The organism is Stenotrophomonas chelatiphaga (assembly GCF_001431535.1).
GTDB classification, from domain to species: domain Bacteria; phylum Pseudomonadota; class Gammaproteobacteria; order Xanthomonadales; family Xanthomonadaceae; genus Stenotrophomonas; species Stenotrophomonas chelatiphaga.
Window position 1 is genome coordinate 1 of the sequence record NZ_LDJK01000099.1, and the last position, 16,952, is coordinate 16,952.

Consider the following 16,952-nt stretch of genomic DNA (forward strand, 5'->3'; position numbering starts at 1 on the left):
TCTTCCTACTGTGTGGTTCTGTCGTCAAAGCTCGGTTATCCTCCAAACTCTCCACGCAACGTCGCGTCTGCAGCGTCAGCTGTGGATAAGAGACAGCCGCCCGGCCCCACCGGAAACGCACGCCCTCATGCCCCCTGTTGTATTTGCAGGCATCCCGGTGCGACACTCCGTTGCCGCTCAGAAGACGGCAACGATGACCCACAAGATCCCGCTGTTGATCGACACCGACCCCGGTGTGGACGACGCACTGGCCCTGCTGATGGCCTTCGCCGATACCCGCCACGAGGTGGTCGCGCTGACCATCGCCGCGGGCAACGTCGGCCTGGATTACACCGTCCGCAACGCACTCAAGCTGTGTGAAGTGGTTGGCCGTGACGACGTCCCGGTGTTCGCCGGCAGCCCGGATCCGCTGCTGCATCCCTCGCTGGATGCCGCCCACGTGCACGGTCGCGACGGCTACGGCGATGTCGACCTGCCGGCTCCCACCCGCAGCGCCGAACCCGAACACGCCGCGCTGGCGATCCTGCGCCTGTCGCACCAGTACCGCGGCGAGCTGATGCTGGTCATGCTCGGCCCGCTGACCAACCTGGCGCTGGCGCTCAAGCTCGATCCGACCCTGCCCACGCGCATCAAGCGCATCGTGGTGATGGGCGGGGCGGTCACCTGCCACGGCAACATCACCCCGGCGGCCGAGTTCAACATCGCCTTCGATCCGGAAGCCGCCCACGTGGTGTTCGGCGCGTTCGCGCACCTGCTGGTATCGGATTGGGAGGCGACCGTGGCCCACGGCTTGCCGCTGCAGCAGGCCGAACAGTGGCTGGCCGCCGATTCCGGTCGCGCACGCTTCTACGAGCTGATCTCGCGCAAGACCCGTGCACTGTCGGAGGACAGCAAGGGCGGGCGCTGGTTCACCGCCGACGCGCTGGCGATGGCCTGGGCGCTGAACCCGGAAGGCCAGCTGCAGGCGGAGTCGCGTCCGGTGAACATCGAGCTGAACGGGACGTTCAGTCGCGGTGCGACCCTCGTTGACTGGAATCGCCAGACCGGCCAGCCGGACAACTGCACGCTGCTGATGGCGTATGACCAGGCCCGGTTCGAGGCCCTGGTCCGCCAGGCACTAGGCGCCTGACGGGCGCGGCGGCCGACAGCCTGCGCAAGCACGGCGCGGGTCGTGGTTGCCCCGGCGGCCGTCCGCCTTTATAATGCCGCTCTTGTGTTTCCCTTACCTATCTACGGTGTACGCCCATGAAGGACGATATCCATCCCGAGTACCGTGACGTCGTCTTCGAAGACGTCACCTCCGATTTCAAGATCCTGACCCGTTCGACCATGTCGGCGAAGGAAACCACCAAGTGGGAAGACGGTAACGAATACCCGCTGATCAAGGTGGAAATCTCCTCCTCGTCGCACCCGTTCTACACGGGCAAGCACAAGGTGATCGACACCTCCGGCCGTATCGACAAGTTCCAGAAGCGCTACGCGCGCTGATCCGTCGATCCATGCCTGGGCGAACGGCCGCGCATTGCGCGGCCGTTTGCTTTTCAGCGCTTCGATGCCCTGGCGTATGGTGGTGGAACGCTGCGTTCGGCGCGGGGGCCTGCCCAGAGCGCCCCGTGGGGCTGTGGGGTAGTCCATATACGTCATCTACGACTTCCGTCTAACCCCCGGAAAATGCTGCTGTGCGATAATGGCGGGATCCGCGGCACAGGTCGTGGACGTCATTCACGTGCCTGACCAATGCGCTTGGGCAGGCGCCTTCCCCTTGAAGGAGCGCACACAGTGTCCGATCTTGATCAGGTCACGCTCAACGCCGGCGAAAAGTCGGTCGTTCTGCCGGTCATCAAACCCACTCTCGGCAACGACTGCGTCGACATTTCGAAGCTGACCAAGGAAACGGGGTACTTCACCTACGATTCCGGCTTCACTGCCACCGCAAGCTGCAAGTCGGCCATCACCTACATTGATGGCGACAAGGGCGTTCTGTTGTATCGCGGCTATCCGATCGAGCAGCTCTCGGAAAAGTCGAGCTATGTCGAAGTCGTCTACCTGCTGATCAACGGTGAGCGTCCCGACGCCGCCCAGTTGAAGGCATTCAACGAAGAGCTGGCCGCTGAAGCGACCGTCGATGCGTCGGTCAACACGCTGATCGGCAGCTTCGCCAAGGATGCCCATCCGATGGCGATCCTGACCGCGGCGATCGCGCAGCTGTCGGGCATCTACCACGCCTCGCTGGACCTGTCCGATGCCGAACAGCGCCGCAAGGCCGCCGTGCGCCTGATCGCCAAGGTGCCGACCCTGTCGGCGCTGATCTACCGCCACGGCAAGGGCCTGCCGGCCAACACGCCGGACACCTCGCTGGATTACGTCAGCCGCTTCCTGAAGCAGACCTTCGAATCGGCCGACGGCCAGTACGAGCTGAACCAGGACGTGGTCAAGGCGCTGGACCTGCTGTTCATCCTGCATGCCGACCACGAACAGAACGCCTCGACCTCGACCGTCCGCATGGTCGGCTCGACCGGCGCCAACCCGTATGCCTCGGTCGCCGCCGGCGTCACCGCGCTGTGGGGTCCGGCCCACGGCGGTGCCAACGAAGCCGTGCTGAAGATGCTGGAAGAAATCGGTTCGGCCGACAACGTCGAGTCCGCCGTGGTCAAGGCCAAGGACAAGACCTCCGGCTTCCGCCTGATGGGTTTTGGTCACCGCGTGTACAAGAACTTCGACCCGCGCGCCAAGGTCATCGGTGTCATGACCGGCAAGGTGCTGGAACAGCTGGGCGTGCAGGATCCGCTGCTGGACGTGGCCGTCAAGCTGGAACAGGCCGCGCTGCAGGACGACTACTTCGTCGCCCGCAAGCTGTACCCGAACGTCGATTTCTACAGCGGCATCATCTACAAGGCGCTGCAGATCCCGACCGAGATGTTCACCGTCATGTTCGCCCTGGGCCGTACCTCCGGCTGGGTCGCGCACTGGCTGGAGCAGCAGGTCGATCCGGAAATGAAGATCGGCCGGCCGCGCCAGGTCTACACCGGTAGCGACGTGCGCGACTACCAGGGCTGATCGCTCCGCCTGATGGTTGTCTCGACGCCCCGCACATGCGGGGCGTTTTTGTTCGGGTCCTGAAACCTTGGCGGCAAACGCACAGCGCGTCATGCAGAAAAACGTCGCGGGCTGCAGCGTGGGCGCGCCGTGCCGTTCTGATATGCGAGACATGCCACTTTTCTGAAATCGATAAATTTCCTTGATCTCTATGATCGTGCCGCCACTGCAGCTTCCGTGGCGCATTGATACTCACAGGAGAGACGTTCAGATGAAGGCTCAAGGAAGGAAGGCAATGCTCGCGCTGGTATTGGCGGCGGCTTCGACATCGGCGCACGCCATGCATGCAGAGATCAAAGTGTGGGCAGATGTCGACACCACGCTGGCGCTGCTGAAGCCGGACGGCAGTCCACTTTACGACCAGGTGCAGCTGAGCTTCAATCCAGGCACCGGCCTGCTGATGCCGTGGAGCGCGCCGGTGCGCGTGTTCTCCAATGACACTGGCAAGGATGTCGCCGTCAGGCTGGCGAACGCCGCTCGCCTGCTCCCGGTGGTGGCCGCTCCCGGAGCGAAGCCGGTCCCGCTTGACGTCAAATTGAACGGCCAGCTTCTTGGCACCACAGGGCAGCTGTACCCCGCCGGGGATCTGTTCGACGGTGTCGTGCCCGGCGCTTCGATCGTCATGCCCTTGGCCATCGCGCACGGCTCCGACCTGCCGAGCACGGCCCCTGACCCCATCACGGCCGCCGGCCTGTACGAAGGCACGGTCAGCATCATCCTTGCCCAGCTGACCGCTGCGCCGTAACCCCTCCTGGTCCGGCCCGGGCAGCGGGCCGGCCGCTTCAGGTAGATCGCTTGAACGTCACTGCACCTGCTCTCGCACAGCTGGCGGTTTCGCTTGCGCTGGCGTCGGCCAGTCCGCCGGGAATTGCCGGCAGCGTACCGCCCGGCTTCGAAGATCTGGTCGAAGGCCAGACCGAGTACCTGGACATCCGCCTGTTTGATCGCTCTGCGGGCCTGACGCCGGTACATGTCACTCTGGCGCATGTGCAGTTGCAGGCTCCGCAGGCGGTGATGGCGGCGCTGGGATTGCCTGAAGCCGCGCAGCGCGCGCTGCTGCCCGCGCTCAGCCAGCCCTTGCCGCGCAACAGTCACCTTGCATGCCGCAACCCCGGGCAGGGCAGGGGCTGCGGCTACCTTGATCCGCCCGTCGAGCGCGATGCGGTGGTCGCCCTGTACGACGAGAGCGAAGGCGCGGTGCATCTGTTCCTGGCTCGGGATTGGATCAGCGACGAGGTGGCTCCCTCGCGCTTCCATCGTGCCAGCGAGCAGGCCGAACGTGCGTTCCTGCACCAGCAGATGATCAACCTCAGCGGCGGACGCGGCTACCAGACGTTGAGCGCGCAGGGTGACGGCGTGCTCGGCATCTACGCGCGCGGCCACCTGTCGACCACCTGGAGCTTCAATCACCAGCGTTACCACGGACGCACGGTGCATGCGCTGCAGTTCGACAACGCGTTCTATCGACACGATCTCGGACAGCAGCACTACCTGCAGGTGGGGCGCATGGACCGGCGCAATCTTTCCAGCCCGGTGGGCGGCACGTTCAGCTTCAGCATGCTGCCGCTGGATCGTTTCCAGGGGGCGCGTCTGGGCACCACCCAGGCCTACGTCGACGCAGACGCTGCGGCAGCGTCTGCGCCGCTGACCGTGCTGTTGGCCCGCGATGCGCGGGTGGATGCCTTCGATGGCGATCGGCTGCTGCAGACCTTCTATCTGCCAGGCGGGATCAACACACTGGACACCCGCGCGTTTCCGTTCGGGATGTACACCGTGACGCTGCGGATCCATGAAGACGGCTTTCTGGTACGCAGTGAAGAGGCGCCCTTCGAGAAAGGCGCGGACTGGACGGACCGCACTGTGCAATGGTTTGTGCAGGGTGGCCGCCGTGACGAGCGCCAGCCCGGCCGCCTCGCAGATGATGCCGCTTCGATGGCGGGCCTGCGGCTGCCGATGGGACGCACTGCGGCACTGACCATGGGAGCGCTTGATCTGGCGGGCGTGGGCTATGTCGAGATGCGTCTGGACCTGCGCAGGCCCTTCGCCACGCACGATGTGCGTGGCGCATTCACCGCGCTGCGTGGCGGTGATGGCAGCCGCGGTCAACAGCAGCAAGTGTCTTATCGCCGGCGCGCCTCGTGGAACCTTCACCGGCAGCGCATACGCGGCACGTCCTGCCACGCCGTTGATGAGGTGCCGGACGGGCTGGACTGTGCCGATTCGCTGACGGCGTCGGTGGCCCTGCCGGCCGCTGGCGGAAGTGCCTACCTGGCCTATACGCGGCGGCAGGCCTGGCACGTGGGACGCACCCTCGCCAGCAACGTGGATGACCTCGCAGAGGGGGCCCCGTTCCCCTTTCCCGCGCTGCTGCCACCAGATCGCCAGAGTCGACGCGACGCGACCTGGCAGGCCAGCTACAGTCGGGCCCACCGCTGGAAGGCGTTCAGCGTGACCAGCCGCCTCGGTGCCTGGCGCCAGCGCAGCGACGTGGCCGCGCTGGGAAGGCGCGATCGCGGTGTCTATCTCAGTCTCAGCCTGGCACGCCTGCAACGGGGCGCGGGCGTGCGTCTTCAGAGACGGTATGGCCTGGATCTGCGCCAGCCCGACCGCCAGCGACCGGACATCCACTACAGCGCCGGCCAGGGCTTGCGCCAGGAACACGACGGCGAGTATCGCGAGATGACTGCCGAGCTGCGTGCCAGCAACGCCTCTCGATACAGCGGGCTGCTCAGCGCGAAGGTGCAGAACCGGGCAGGCCACAGTGGATTCTCGTTTTCGCACAACCAGCGGCCGGGCCGCAGCGAGCCTGCGTACGCTGCAACCCATAGCTCCGGCCTGGCGCTGGGCGCGCAGGGACTGTATTGGGGCGGGACCTACGGCGCCCAGGCTGGGGTGGCCGCCCAGGTGGGCGCCGACGACGACCAGGACCTGTCCGGGCTGGCGGCCGAGGTGAGCGTGGGCGGGCTGCGGGCGCAGCGTCTGCGCGTCGGCGAACGCCGCCTGCTACCGCTGTCGGCCTACCAGTCGTACCAGGCCGAAGTGCAGGACGCCAGTGCACTCGACGGGGCCGCCAGCGTGCGCGTAAAAGGGGCCGAGGGGATGCGGTCCGTGTTTCTCGCCCCTGGTCGTATATTGCCGATGACCATCCCCATTGAAGTCACCTACACCTTCATCGGCAACGCGCAGGATCTCCACGGCGGACCGGTGGCGGGCGCGCGCATCCTCAATGCGGCGGTGCCCGGCACAAGTGCCAGCGGTGGCTTTGCCATCGAGTTCGCGCAACGCGAGACGGCGCTTTACCTGCTGCAGGGTGCGCAGTTGCTGCGCTGCCCGCTCCATGTGCGGGAACGTCGCAGTGTCCTGTTGCTGGTCGGCGCGGTGACGTGTACACCGCTGGCGGTGGCCCAACTGCCGCCGGGAATCGGCCAGCAGCCACGCGTTATCCGGCTGCTGCGCGAGCAGGCGCTGATCGCGGACACGGCGCAGCCCCCGCCGTCGGCGGACGGACGATGACAGGCAAGGGGAGGGCCGCACTGCTGGTCATCGCCTTGATCACGGTGCCGGAGGCGATCGCTCGGCGTCCGCCGGAAATCCGTCCTGCCGACGGCCAGCATCAGGTGGTGATGGGCTGGGATCGTGCGGCACCGCCTGCCGACATCGAGCTGTGGCCACGCAGTACGATGCTTGCCTATCAAGCGGCAGGCACGCTTCAATACGGGGCGGCATTCCTGACCTGCCATAGCAGCACGGACGCGGCCACGGGACGGTGCCCCACCGCTGATACGCAGGAAACAGCGACCGGTCTGGGCAGTGTGATCCCGCTGCGTTTCACCGAACAGCGCAGTGGCGTGCAGCTGGAGCTTGAGGTGGCGGGCGAATTGACCCGGGCCGGCTCCATCGGTGCCTGCGGGCTCGACCAGGACTCCAGTGGCATGCGGCCACTGTGGACATCTGCCAGCGTTCCGTGCGCCGGGCTCATGCCGGTGGGTACGGGGGTTGGGCTGTGGCTGCGTGCGGGCCAACTCGGACGCCTGGTCGCCGGCCGGTGGACGGCCACCCTGGTGCTTGATCTGGGTTCGCCTCTGCAGCGGCATCTGGCCAGCTACCGCTTCACGTTCGATCTCACCGTCACCGATCGCAACGCGGTCGCCCTGTATTTCCCGGCCCACGACGAAGTCACCCCGCAGGTCGGGCTGGACCTGCGCTACGACCCGATCGAGCAACGCGTTGCAGGACGCGCGGAGCTGGACATGTGCCTGTACGACGGACTCGGCTCGCGCAGTGAATACATTGGAGTAACGGTGCGTGACAGCACGCAAGGGGCGCCCTACGGCGAGCGATTCTCCGTCTGGCACCAGGGAGGAGGGCAGGATGAAAGCGGGCGCGTGGACTACACCGTTTCGCTTGCGCACGGGGGCGCGCGCAACCCCTTGCGCAATGGCCAGGAACTCCTGCTCACTGGCATCGACCGCGTCCAGCTGCGTCGGGTGAACCTTCCCGGCAGCATTGATCCGGTGTTCTGCGTGCCCACGCCGCTGACGCTGGAAACCCCTTCCTTTTCCGCCAGCAGCAAGCGCGCTGGTCACTACAGTGGCGGTCTCAGGGTCGAGATGCGCCTGCCCACGTCCACCCCCTGATGCCACGGAGTACACGCCAATGAACCACCGCATGCGACCGATGCTGCCCGTGTTGCTGCTGCTTGCACTGCCCGCGCATGCCAACCTTACCGTGCACCCGATGCGGACGGCGGTGGACGGCAGGCGGGACACGCAGATCCGTGTCTATTCGCAATCCGCACAGCCACAGTATGTGCAGGCCTCGCTGCGGCAGATCGTGGATCCGGCCGGCGAGGGCGAGCATGAAGCGGAGGTTTCACCAGACCAGGCCGCCATTGCGATCACGCCGGGGAAATTCGCGCTGTCCGGCGGAGGCAACCGACTGATACGGGTCATTCCGCTGCAACCGGTCACCCAGGAGACGGCCTATCGTGTGTACTTCGAAGGCGTGCGTGGCAACGAGGAAAGCGAGACCGACCCGGTAGAGGGTGCACAGGCGAAGATAGGGCTGAGCCTGATATGGGGCGCGCTGGTCAATGTGCTGCCGGCTGACGGCGTGGTCGAGGTGCAGCTGGAGGACGATCACCTGCGCAACACGGGCACGTTGCGTCTGGGCATCATCAGCATTGCCGACTGCCAGGACACGCGATGTGTCGCCCATGAAGTGTCGCGCAGCCTGTATCCAGGCAGCCGCCTGCACCTCCCGTTTCCACCGGTGGCAGGCCACACGGTACAGCTGCGTTACCGGCTCAGTCGCGACGGGTATCGTGAGCACCTGACGACACTGTCACTTTGAGGTCGCACGGCTACGGTGCTGCGGCCTCTGCCAGCAACTGGCGCAGCTGCGCCAGCGACGCCCGCTGCATCGGCCGGTCATCCACGGGCGACAGCGGCGCCTGACGCAGGGCGTCATACGGCAGCACCAGCAGTTCGAAGCTCACCCCATCAGCGTTGAACCCCCACACCGGCACATCGATCACACGCGTGCGATTCCAGCGCAGGCGTCGGCTGCGCGGCTGCGCCGGGATGCCGTGCTCTTCCAGGAAGCGCTGCACGGCATCGGCGTCGTCCTCGTGCAGGTGCAGGTGCACGGGGCCATGGGCATCGGCAGTGCCTTCCAGCACCGGTCCGACCAGCCGCGGGGCAAAGGCCTGCAGAAACTCCAGCGCGGGCACCGCAGCCATCCGCAGGGTGCGCAGCGCGTCGGCCTGGCGCGTCCCAGCGAACAGGCGCTGGTGCTCGCGCAGCGCCTGTTCGATTTCCACGTTGCGCGGCAGTGACGCCTCGTCATGGATGCCCAGCCGGGTAGCCGCCTTGCGCCTGGCCTGGTGGAAATCCTTGATGCCGCCCTCGGCCATCAGCCGCGCCGCTTCATGGGCCAGCCGCTGGCGGCGTTCGCGCGTCTGTGTGGCGGTGTGTTCGCGCGCACGGTGCATAGGTCGCTCCCCCTGCATGGCCTGCGATCAGCCTACACCGCAGGCGTGAACGGCGGGTAGCGCGGCGTGTGTCGCCGCGCTACCGGGCCAGCCGATACCGATCAGAAGATATCGAAGGCCGCCGCATCGGCCTGCGGCGTCTGCAGGTTCAGGTCGTAGTCCTGCAGGCGGTCCATGTCTTCCACCTTCACCCACTCGGTCGCGCCGTTGAGGCTGGCCTGCACCATGCCCGACGGCGGCTCGTTCTGCGCGATCGGGGCGTCCTTCAACGCGGTGCGCATGTAGTCGATCCAGATCGGCAGGGCCGCCTTGCCGCCGTACTCGCGGTAGCCCAGCGAACGGAAGTCGTCGCGGCCCACCCACACGGTGGTGGCATACGGGCCACCGAAGCCGGAGAACCAGGCATCGCGGTGGTCGTTGGTCGAGCCGGTCTTGCCGCCGACGTCCTCGCGGCCGAGGACCTTGGCCGCCGTGCCGGTGCCGCGCTGGACCACGTCGCGCATCATCGATACCAGCTGGTAGGCGGTGCGCGCATCGATCGCACGCGGCGCGGTACGCGCATCGGGATTGACCGGTGCCGGCGCCTCGGCCGGTGCCTGCGGTGCGGCCGCGGTGGAGGTTGGTGCGGCCGGTGCTGCGGCGCCGAAGTTGAAGCCATCGACCACCGCGTTGGCCGGCTGCCCATTGCTGACGCCTGCACAGTCGCGGCAGGCCATTGCCGGGTTCTCCTTGAACACTTCCACGCCGTCGCGGTCGCTGACCCGGTCGATCAGCCAGGTGTCCACCCGCGAACCGCCGTTGGCGAACACCGCGTAACCGCGCGCCACCGACAGCGGGGTCAGCGAGGCGGTGCCCAGCGACATCGACAGGTTCGGCGGCAGCTCGGCTTCGGCGAAGCCGAATTCGCTGATGTATTTGCGTGCGTAGTCCACGCCCATGCCGTCCAGCAGCCGCACCGACACCAGGTTGCGTGACTGCACCAGTGCTTCGCGCAGGCGCATCGGGCCACGGAAGCCGCCGCCATCGTTCTGCGGCGACCAGGTCTTGCCACGGCGGTCGCGGAACACCACTGGGGCGTCGAGCACGATGGAGGCCGGGTTGTAGCCCTTGTCGAAGGCCGCCGCGTAGATGAAGGGCTTGAAGCTCGACCCCGGCTGGCGACGGGCCTGGGTGGCACGGTTGAACTTGTTGCCGGAGAAGCTGAAGCCGCCCACCAGCGCCTTCAAGGCGCCGCTGTTGGCATCCACCGACACCAGCGCGGACTGTCCGCGCGGGATCTGGTCAAGCAGCCACTGGCCTTCCTTCTCGCCCACGCGCACGCGCACGATGTCGCCGCGCTGGACCAGCTTGGCGGGGGTCTTGTTGGTCCAGCGGGCCGCGCCGGCGGGCAGGGTGACCTCGGTGCGGTTGGCCAGGACCGCGGTGGCGCTGCCGTCGGCTGCGGTGGCGGCGATGATCGCCGGCAGCAGGCCCGACTGCGCACTGATCCCGGACAGGTGGCCGGCCAGCGTCGCCACGTCATCGCCGGCGCCCAGCGCGACCTGCTTCTCCACGCCGTGCCAGCCATGCCGGTGGTCGTACAGCAGCAGGCCGTCACGCACGGCCAGGTTGGCCGCCGTCTGCAGTTCGGCATTGATGGTGGTGGTTACGTGGTAGCCCTTGTTGACCACGTCGCCGCCGAAGCGGGCGATCATTTCCTGGCGCACCAGTTCGGCGACGTAAGGGGCGTCGACCTGCACCGGCGGCTCGTGCGCGGCGGCATGCATCGGCACGGCCTTGGCCGCATCGGCCTCGGCCTGGCTGATGAAACGCAGGTCCGCCATGCGCTGCAGCACATAGTTGTCACGGCGCTGCTGGGCGCGCTCCGGGTTGGAGATCGGGTTGCCGGAGGACGGGAACTTGGGGATGCCGGCCAGCGAAGCCATCTCATCCAGGTCCAGCTGGTCCAGCGGCTTGCCGTAGTAGAACTGCGCTGCCGCGGCCACGCCGTAGGCCCGGTTGCCGAAGAAACTCTTGTTCAGGTACAGCTCGAAGATCTCGTCCTTGCTCAGCTCCGACTCGATCTTCCGCGCCAGCAGGATCTCGGCCAGCTTGCGCGTATAGCTGTACTCCGAACTCAGGAAGAACTGCCGCGCCACCTGCTGGGTGATCGTCGAACCGCCCGGCACCCGGCGGTCGCTGGTGGTGGCCAGCAGCCACACCGCGCGCGCGATGCCCTTGTAATCAACCCCGCCGTGTTCGTAGAAGCGGGCGTCCTCGGTCGCCAGGAACGCCTGCTTCAGGCGCTCGGGCACGTCCTTCATGGTGATCGGCGTGCGCCGGGTTTCGCCGAACACCGCCATCAGCTTGCCGTCGGCGGCGTAGACATACATGGGCTCCTGCATTTCCACGTCGCGCAGGGTCTGCACGTCGGGAAGCTTGGAGGAAATGGCGTAATAGAGGCCGCCCGCAGCGGCCGCGCCAATCAACGCCAGGACCAGGAAAACGACCAGGATCCAGCGCAGCCAGCGGCGAAGGCGTGTCATCGGTGACAGATTCCGATTGCAGAATTCATGGCCGCAGAGTATAGATTACGCAAGGGGCTGGCTGGGGTCGGCTCTGGGGAGTGCAAGGGGAAGCCGCGTCACCGTGTGTCGTTCTGTGAAGGATCCTTCACGGCGGGACGGTTGCCATTTGCAAAAAAAACGTTATTAATGCGCGGACGCAGCTATTGCGTCCAAGTGCCCATCGGCAGGGGAGAAACCGTGGGGCTCATCCCAAAAGGCCAGTCGTCGCTCATTGGCGTCGACATCAGTTCGACTGCGGTAAAGCTTTTGCAGCTTTCACGCAGTGGTAACCGTTTCCGCGTGGAACACTACGCCGTGGAACCGTTGCCGCCGAACGCCGTCGTAGAAAAAAACATCGTTGAAGTGGAGGCGGTGGGCGAAGCCATCCGTCGCGCGGTCAACCGGTCGGGCAGCAAGGTCAAGTTCGCTGCGGCGGCGGTGGCCGGCTCGGCGGTGATCACCAAGGTGATCCCGATGCCGGCCGATCTGGACGAGAACGAGATGGAGGCCCAGGTCGAACTGGAAGCCGTCAACTACATCCCGTACCCGATCGAAGAAGTGAACCTGGACTTCGAAGTGCTCGGGACCATCCCGAACAACCCGGAAATGGTCCAGGTGCTGCTGGCTGCCTCGCGTTCGGAAAACGTCGAACTGCGCCAGTCGGCGCTGGAACTGGGTGGGCTGACCGCCAAGGTGATGGACGTGGAGGCCTTCGCGGTCGAAAACGCCTTTGCCCTGGTCGCCAGCGAGCTGCCGGTGTCCAGTGACGGCGTGGTCGCGCTGGTCGACATCGGCGCCACCATGACCACGCTGAACGTGTTGCGCGGGGGGCGCAGCCTGTACAGCCGCGAGCAGGTCTTCGGCGGTAAGCAGCTGACCGACGAAATCATGCGCCGTTTCGGCCTGAGCTACGAAGAAGCCGGCCTGGCCAAGCGCCAGGGCGGGCTTCCGGAAAGCTACGAAATGGAGGTGCTGGAGCCGTTCAAGGAAGCGACGGTCCAGCAGATCAGCCGCCTGCTGCAGTTCTTCTATGCAGGCAGTGAGTTCAACCGTGTCGACCACATCGTGCTGGCCGGCGGGTGTGCCGCGCTGACCGGCCTGCCGGAGCTGGTGGAAGAGCAGCTTGGCGTGCCGACCGTGGTGGCCAACCCGCTGGCGCAGATGACGCTGGGTCCGAAGGTGCAGGCGCACGCGCTGGCGCAGGACGCCCCGGCGCTGATGATCGCCACCGGCCTGGCGATGAGGAGTTTCGACTGATGGCACGCATAAACCTGCTGCCGTGGCGTGCCGAACGTCGCAAGCAACGCCAGCGCGAGTTCTACGCAATGTTGGGCCTGGCCGCCGTCGGTGGCCTGCTGCTGTCGCTGATGGTGTGGTTCTACTACGACCGCCAGGTGAGTGGCCAGGGCGAGCGCAACACCTTCCTGCAGGCCGAGATCGACAAGGTCAAGCTGCAGAACAAGGAAATCGACCGGCTTGATGCGCAGAAGGACCGCCTGCTCGCGCGCAAGGCCGTCATCGAGGAACTGCAGTCCAAGCGTTCGCAGATGGTGCACCTGTTCGATGCGCTGGTCCGCACCATCCCCGATGGCGTGGTGCTGACCGCACTGAAGCAGGAAGGCGATGTGCTGACCCTGGAAGGGCGCACCCAGTCCAATGCCCGCGTTTCGGCCTACATGCGCAACCTGGAGACGTCCGGCTGGATGACCAACCCGGAACTGTCGATCATCGAAGCGCGTGACCCGGAAAAGGAAAAGGAAGCCACGACGCTGCCGCTGGCGGATGTCAGCGCGCTGCCGTATGTGTTCGTGGTGAAGGTCAAGCTGCCGGCGCAGAGTGAGGAATCCACGCTCAATCCGGATGGCTCGGTGGCTGATCCGAATGCACCGGTTGCCGCTGATCCGGCCGCGCTGGCCCCGCTGGCCCCGGGCGACGCTGCCGCGCCTGCTGCCGCTCCGGCGCCCGCTGGCAATGCCGCACCGGCGGCTCCCGCACCGCCCGCTGGCAGCCGGCTGACCCCGGCCGCCCCGCAGCAGACGCCGCCGCCGACACCGGCCGGCGGCCAGGAGGGCTCGCCGTGAGCCAGAAGAAATTCAATATCAACGAGTTGGACTTCAACGACATCGGCAACTGGCCGCAGCAGGCCAAGGTGGTGTTCTGCGTGCTGATCGCGCTGGTCATCATGGCGGTGTCGTGGTTCCTGCTGACCAGTGGCAAACGCGAAGAGCTGGCCACCCTGGAACGCCGTGAGACCGAACTGCGTACCGAGTTCGAAAAGGAACAGGGGCGCGCGGTCAACCTGGAGCCGCTCAAGCAGCAGCTCGCGCAGATGGAGCAGGTGCTGCAGCAGATGCTGCGCCAGCTGCCCAGCAAGACCGAAATGCCGGACCTGATCATCGACGTTTCGCAGACCGCGCTGTCCAGCGGCCTGGTCAACGAACTGTTCGAACCCGAAGCCGAGCAGGTGCGTGAGTTCTACGCCGAAAAGCCGATCAAGCTGCGCATGGTGGGCAGTTACCACCAGTTCGGTGCGTTCGTCAGCGGCGTGGCCTCGCTGCCGCGCGTGGTGATCCTGACCATGCACGACATCAACCTGAAGCCGAAGGATCCCAAGACCGGCATCAACCCGGCCTCGATCCGCGCCGGTGCGCTGGAACTGTCCGGTACGGTCAAGACCTATCGTTACCTGGATGAGGCCGAGATGGAGCAGCAGGAGAAGGCTGCCGCCGAGAAGGCCGCTGCAGAGCAGGGGGGCAAGCCATGATCCGCTCCTCCCTGCTGCGCAGCGCAGGCCTGCTGGCACTGGTGCTGCTGGCCGGTTGCGGCCGCGGCGTGACCAGCACGCCCGGTGATGCGCCCAACCTGCAGAAATGGGTGGAAGACGTGCGCGCACGTCCGGCCCCCGCCCTTGAACCGCTGCCGGTGATGCAGCAGTTCGAGACGTTTGAATATTCGGCGCAGGGCATGCGCGATCCGTTCACCGATGCCTGGTCCAACCCGCAGGGCGGCAGTGGCCTGCGTCCTGATCCGAACCGTCGCAAGGAGCCGCTGGAAGCCTTCCCGCTGGACAGCCTGGACATGGTCGGCACGATCGGGACCGGGGGCGGCACGGTGGCGGTGGTGATGGCACCTGACAAGGTGAGTTACCGCGTGCGGCCGGGCGTGTACATGGGGCAGAGCGATGGCCGGGTGACCGGGGTCTTCGAGGACCGCATCGAACTGATAGAGCTGGTGCCGGATGGCGCGGGCGGGTGGCTGGAACGGCCGGCCGCGCTCTCGCTTGAAGATCAATGATCGTTTACTGGGGATAGCACGATGACCTTTCACAATGCCAAGGGGCTGCGTCCGATCCGGCGCCCAACCTTGAACCGGATCGGCGCGCTGGGAGTCGCGTTGATGCTGGCGTGCGGCCACGCGACTGCGGCTGCGCCCACCGGCGCGCCCGCCGCTGCCGCGGCCACGCCGGTCAGCGCACCGGCGTCACTGTCGGTGTCCAAGATCGACTTCAAGCGCGGCGAAGACGGCGCCGGCCGCCTGGTCCTGCAGTTCGACGGCCAGGGTGCCAACCCTGACCTGCGCAACCAGGGCAACAGCGTGGTCATCGACGTCGGCAATGCACGCCTGCCCGAGCAGCTGCAGAAGCCGCTCAACGTCACCGACTTCGCCACGCCGGTGCAGCGCATCGACGCCAAGCCGTACGGTGGTGGCACCCAGCTGGTGCTGAGCACCAACAGCGCGTTCGAGTCGCTGGCCTACCAGAGCGGCAACGAATACGTGGTGGAGATCACCCCGAAGGAAGGGATCGCGGCTACCGGTGCGATCACCACCAGCACCGTCGCCCAGGCCGCCAGTGCGGTGGCCCAGCGCGGTTACAGCGGACGCCCGGTGACCTTCAACTTCCAGGACGTGCCGGTGCGCACCGTGCTGCAGCTGATCGCCGAAGAGTCCAACCTCAACGTGGTGGCATCGGACAGCGTTGCCGGCAACGTCACCCTGCGCCTGGTCAACGTGCCGTGGGACCAGGCACTGGACATCGTGCTGCGTGCCAAGGGCCTGGACAAGCGCCGCGACGGCAGCGTGATCTGGGTCGGCCCGCAGGCCGAGCTGGCCAAGTTCGAGCAGGAAAAAGAAGACGCACGCATCGCGATCGAAAACCGCGAAGACCTGATCACCGATTACGTGCAGATCAACTACCACAGCGCCTCGGCGATCTTCAAAGCCCTGACCGAAGCCCGTGGCATCGGCAACAGCGGTGGTGGCGGTGGCGGCGGCGGTCCCGGCGGCAGCTCGGCGCAGGAAGAAAGTGGCTTCCTGACCTCGCGTGGCCGCATCGTGGCCGATGAACGCACCAACATGCTGATGATCAGCGACATCCCCAAGAAGGTCGCGCGCATGCGTGAGCTGATCGGGGTGATCGACCGTCCGGTCGACCAGGTGCTGATCGAAAGCCGCATCGTCATCGCCACCGATACCTTCGCGCGCGAACTGGGTGCGAAGTTCGGCGTCAGCGGCAGCCGCGACAACGTGTTCTTCAGCAACACGGTGGAGAACAACGGCACCAACATCCGCGACCGCGCGACCGTCGACACCGCCTACCAGCGTGCAGTCAACGAGTGGGCGGCGAACGGTGGTACCGGTGCGGCGCCCGTGCGTGATCCGTACACGATCACCCGCGGCCTGATGTCCAACCTGCCGGTGGCGGCGACCAGCAATCCAGCCTCGCTGGCGCTGTCGATCCTCAACGCGGGTTACCTGCTGGATGTCGAGCTGTCGGCGATGCAGACCGAATCGCGCGGCGAAGTGATTTCCAACCCGCGCGTGGTGACCACCAACCAGCGCGAAGCCCTGATCAAGCAGGGTAAGGAAATCGGCTACGTGACCATCTCCGCCGGCGGCGCCGGTGGCGGCAACCAGGCCAACGTCCAGTTCAAGGAAGTGGTACTGGAGCTGAAGGTCACCCCGACGATCACCAACGACAACCGCGTGTTCCTGAACATGGCGGTCAAGAAGGATGAAGTCGACCAGTGGATCGAGCTGGAAGGCTACGGCACGGTGCCGTCGATCAACCGTCGCGAAGTCAACACCGCGGTGCTGGTGGAAGACGGGCAGACGGTGGTGATCGGTGGCGTGTACGAGTTCACCGACCGCAACAGCATCAGCAAGGTGCCGTTCCTGGGTGACGTGCCGTTCCTGGGCAACCTGTTCAAGAAGCGCAGCCGCAACAAGGACAAGGCCGAACTGCTGGTGTTCGTGACCCCGAAGGTCCTGCGCGTCGCCAAGGGCAAGTAATGGAGGTGCCGGGCCTGCGGCCCGGCGCC

General features: G+C 66.2%; 14 protein-coding genes. 12 read left to right on the plus strand and 2 right to left on the minus strand.

From position 1 onward, the window contains the following. The first annotated feature begins 193 nt into the window (after window positions 1-193). The 7 genes from ABB28_RS16690 to ABB28_RS16720 all read left to right on the plus strand — a co-directional run bounded on the left by ABB28_RS16690 (window position 194) and on the right by ABB28_RS16720 (window position 8,448). Window positions 194-1,129: a nucleoside hydrolase gene (locus ABB28_RS16690; protein WP_057687494.1), complete on the plus strand. Its 936-nt coding sequence runs from the start codon at window positions 194-196 to the stop codon at window positions 1,127-1,129. Between the two features lie 116 nt (window positions 1,130-1,245). Continuing rightward, a complete protein-coding gene (locus tag ABB28_RS16695; RefSeq protein ID WP_057687495.1) occupies window positions 1,246-1,488 on the plus strand; it encodes a type B 50S ribosomal protein L31 in 243 nt (80 codons plus the stop codon). A gap of 249 nt (window positions 1,489-1,737) precedes the next feature. After that, entirely contained in the window at window positions 1,738-3,057 is a 1,320-nt protein-coding gene (locus ABB28_RS16700) for a citrate synthase (protein ID WP_276540900.1), read from the plus strand. Window positions 3,058-3,331: 274 nt separating this feature from the next. Beyond that, window positions 3,332-3,841, plus strand: a complete 510-nt coding sequence (locus ABB28_RS16705) for a CS1 type fimbrial major subunit (protein WP_245625366.1) — start codon at window positions 3,332-3,334, stop codon at window positions 3,839-3,841. Window positions 3,842-3,891: 50 nt separating this feature from the next. Further along, window positions 3,892-6,609 (plus strand): CS1-pili formation C-terminal domain-containing protein, encoded by a 2,718-nt coding sequence (locus tag ABB28_RS16710; protein WP_057687498.1) that lies wholly within the window; start codon window positions 3,892-3,894, stop codon window positions 6,607-6,609. Beyond that, on the plus strand, window positions 6,606-7,733 hold the full coding sequence (locus tag ABB28_RS17840; RefSeq protein WP_083492075.1) for a CfaE/CblD family pilus tip adhesin: 1,128 nt from the start codon (window positions 6,606-6,608) through the stop codon (window positions 7,731-7,733). Before ABB28_RS16710 ends, ABB28_RS17840 begins: the two co-directional genes overlap by 4 nt. A gap of 31 nt (window positions 7,734-7,764) precedes the next feature. Then, entirely contained in the window at window positions 7,765-8,448 is a 684-nt protein-coding gene (locus tag ABB28_RS16720) for a pilus assembly protein (RefSeq protein WP_425479569.1), read from the plus strand. A gap of 10 nt (window positions 8,449-8,458) precedes the next feature. Here ABB28_RS16720 and ABB28_RS16725 read toward each other — a convergent pair whose 3' ends face one another. Further along, complete coding sequence (locus ABB28_RS16725) at window positions 8,459-9,088, minus strand: hypothetical protein (RefSeq protein ID WP_057687500.1); 630 nt, start codon at window positions 9,086-9,088, stop codon at window positions 8,459-8,461. Between the two features lie 101 nt (window positions 9,089-9,189). Beyond that, on the minus strand, window positions 9,190-11,613 hold the full coding sequence (locus ABB28_RS16730; protein WP_057687501.1) for a penicillin-binding protein 1A: 2,424 nt from the start codon (window positions 11,611-11,613) through the stop codon (window positions 9,190-9,192). A gap of 219 nt (window positions 11,614-11,832) precedes the next feature. Between ABB28_RS16730 and ABB28_RS16735 the strand changes: the two genes are divergently transcribed. Genes ABB28_RS16735 through ABB28_RS16755 form a run of 5 tightly spaced genes read left to right on the plus strand, consistent with a single transcriptional unit; the run spans window position 11,833 to window position 16,923 of the window. After that, window positions 11,833-12,891, plus strand: a complete 1,059-nt coding sequence (locus tag ABB28_RS16735) for a pilus assembly protein PilM (RefSeq protein WP_057687502.1) — start codon at window positions 11,833-11,835, stop codon at window positions 12,889-12,891. Continuing rightward, entirely contained in the window at window positions 12,891-13,715 is an 825-nt protein-coding gene (locus ABB28_RS16740; RefSeq protein ID WP_057687503.1) for a PilN domain-containing protein, read from the plus strand. Before ABB28_RS16735 ends, ABB28_RS16740 begins: the two co-directional genes overlap by 1 nt. Then, window positions 13,712-14,398: a type IV pilus inner membrane component PilO gene (locus ABB28_RS16745; RefSeq protein WP_057687504.1), complete on the plus strand. Its 687-nt coding sequence runs from the start codon at window positions 13,712-13,714 to the stop codon at window positions 14,396-14,398. The genes ABB28_RS16740 and ABB28_RS16745 overlap by 4 nt, the downstream gene beginning before the upstream one ends. Further along, on the plus strand, window positions 14,395-14,928 hold the full coding sequence (locus tag ABB28_RS16750; protein WP_057687505.1) for a pilus assembly protein PilP: 534 nt from the start codon (window positions 14,395-14,397) through the stop codon (window positions 14,926-14,928). Before ABB28_RS16745 ends, ABB28_RS16750 begins: the two co-directional genes overlap by 4 nt. 21 nt (window positions 14,929-14,949) lie before the next feature. Beyond that, on the plus strand, window positions 14,950-16,923 hold the full coding sequence (locus tag ABB28_RS16755; protein ID WP_057687506.1) for a type IV pilus secretin PilQ: 1,974 nt from the start codon (window positions 14,950-14,952) through the stop codon (window positions 16,921-16,923). Window positions 16,924-16,952: the final 29 nt, after the last annotated feature.

Bases quoted from the DNA above. Each gene is read 5' to 3' on its own strand.
- ABB28_RS16740 (WP_057687503.1), top strand. From the start codon at position 12,891: ATGGCACGCATAAACCTGCTGCCGTGGCGTGCCGAACGTCGCAAGCAA.
- ABB28_RS16720 (WP_425479569.1), top strand. From the start codon at position 7,765: ATGCGACCGATGCTGCCCGTGTTGCTGCTGCTTGCACTGCCCGCGCAT.
- ABB28_RS16700 (WP_276540900.1), top strand. From the start codon at position 1,738: ATGCGCTTGGGCAGGCGCCTTCCCCTTGAAGGAGCGCACACAGTGTCC.
- ABB28_RS16705 (WP_245625366.1), top strand. From the start codon at position 3,332: ATGCTCGCGCTGGTATTGGCGGCGGCTTCGACATCGGCGCACGCCATG.
- ABB28_RS16730 (WP_057687501.1), bottom strand. From the start codon at position 11,613: ATGACACGCCTTCGCCGCTGGCTGCGCTGGATCCTGGTCGTTTTCCTG.
- ABB28_RS16750 (WP_057687505.1), top strand. From the start codon at position 14,395: ATGATCCGCTCCTCCCTGCTGCGCAGCGCAGGCCTGCTGGCACTGGTG.
- ABB28_RS16695 (WP_057687495.1), top strand. From the start codon at position 1,246: ATGAAGGACGATATCCATCCCGAGTACCGTGACGTCGTCTTCGAAGAC.
- ABB28_RS16725 (WP_057687500.1), bottom strand. From the start codon at position 9,088: ATGCACCGTGCGCGCGAACACACCGCCACACAGACGCGCGAACGCCGC.
- ABB28_RS17840 (WP_083492075.1), top strand. From the start codon at position 6,606: ATGACAGGCAAGGGGAGGGCCGCACTGCTGGTCATCGCCTTGATCACG.
- ABB28_RS16755 (WP_057687506.1), top strand. From the start codon at position 14,950: ATGACCTTTCACAATGCCAAGGGGCTGCGTCCGATCCGGCGCCCAACC.
- ABB28_RS16690 (WP_057687494.1), top strand. From the start codon at position 194: ATGACCCACAAGATCCCGCTGTTGATCGACACCGACCCCGGTGTGGAC.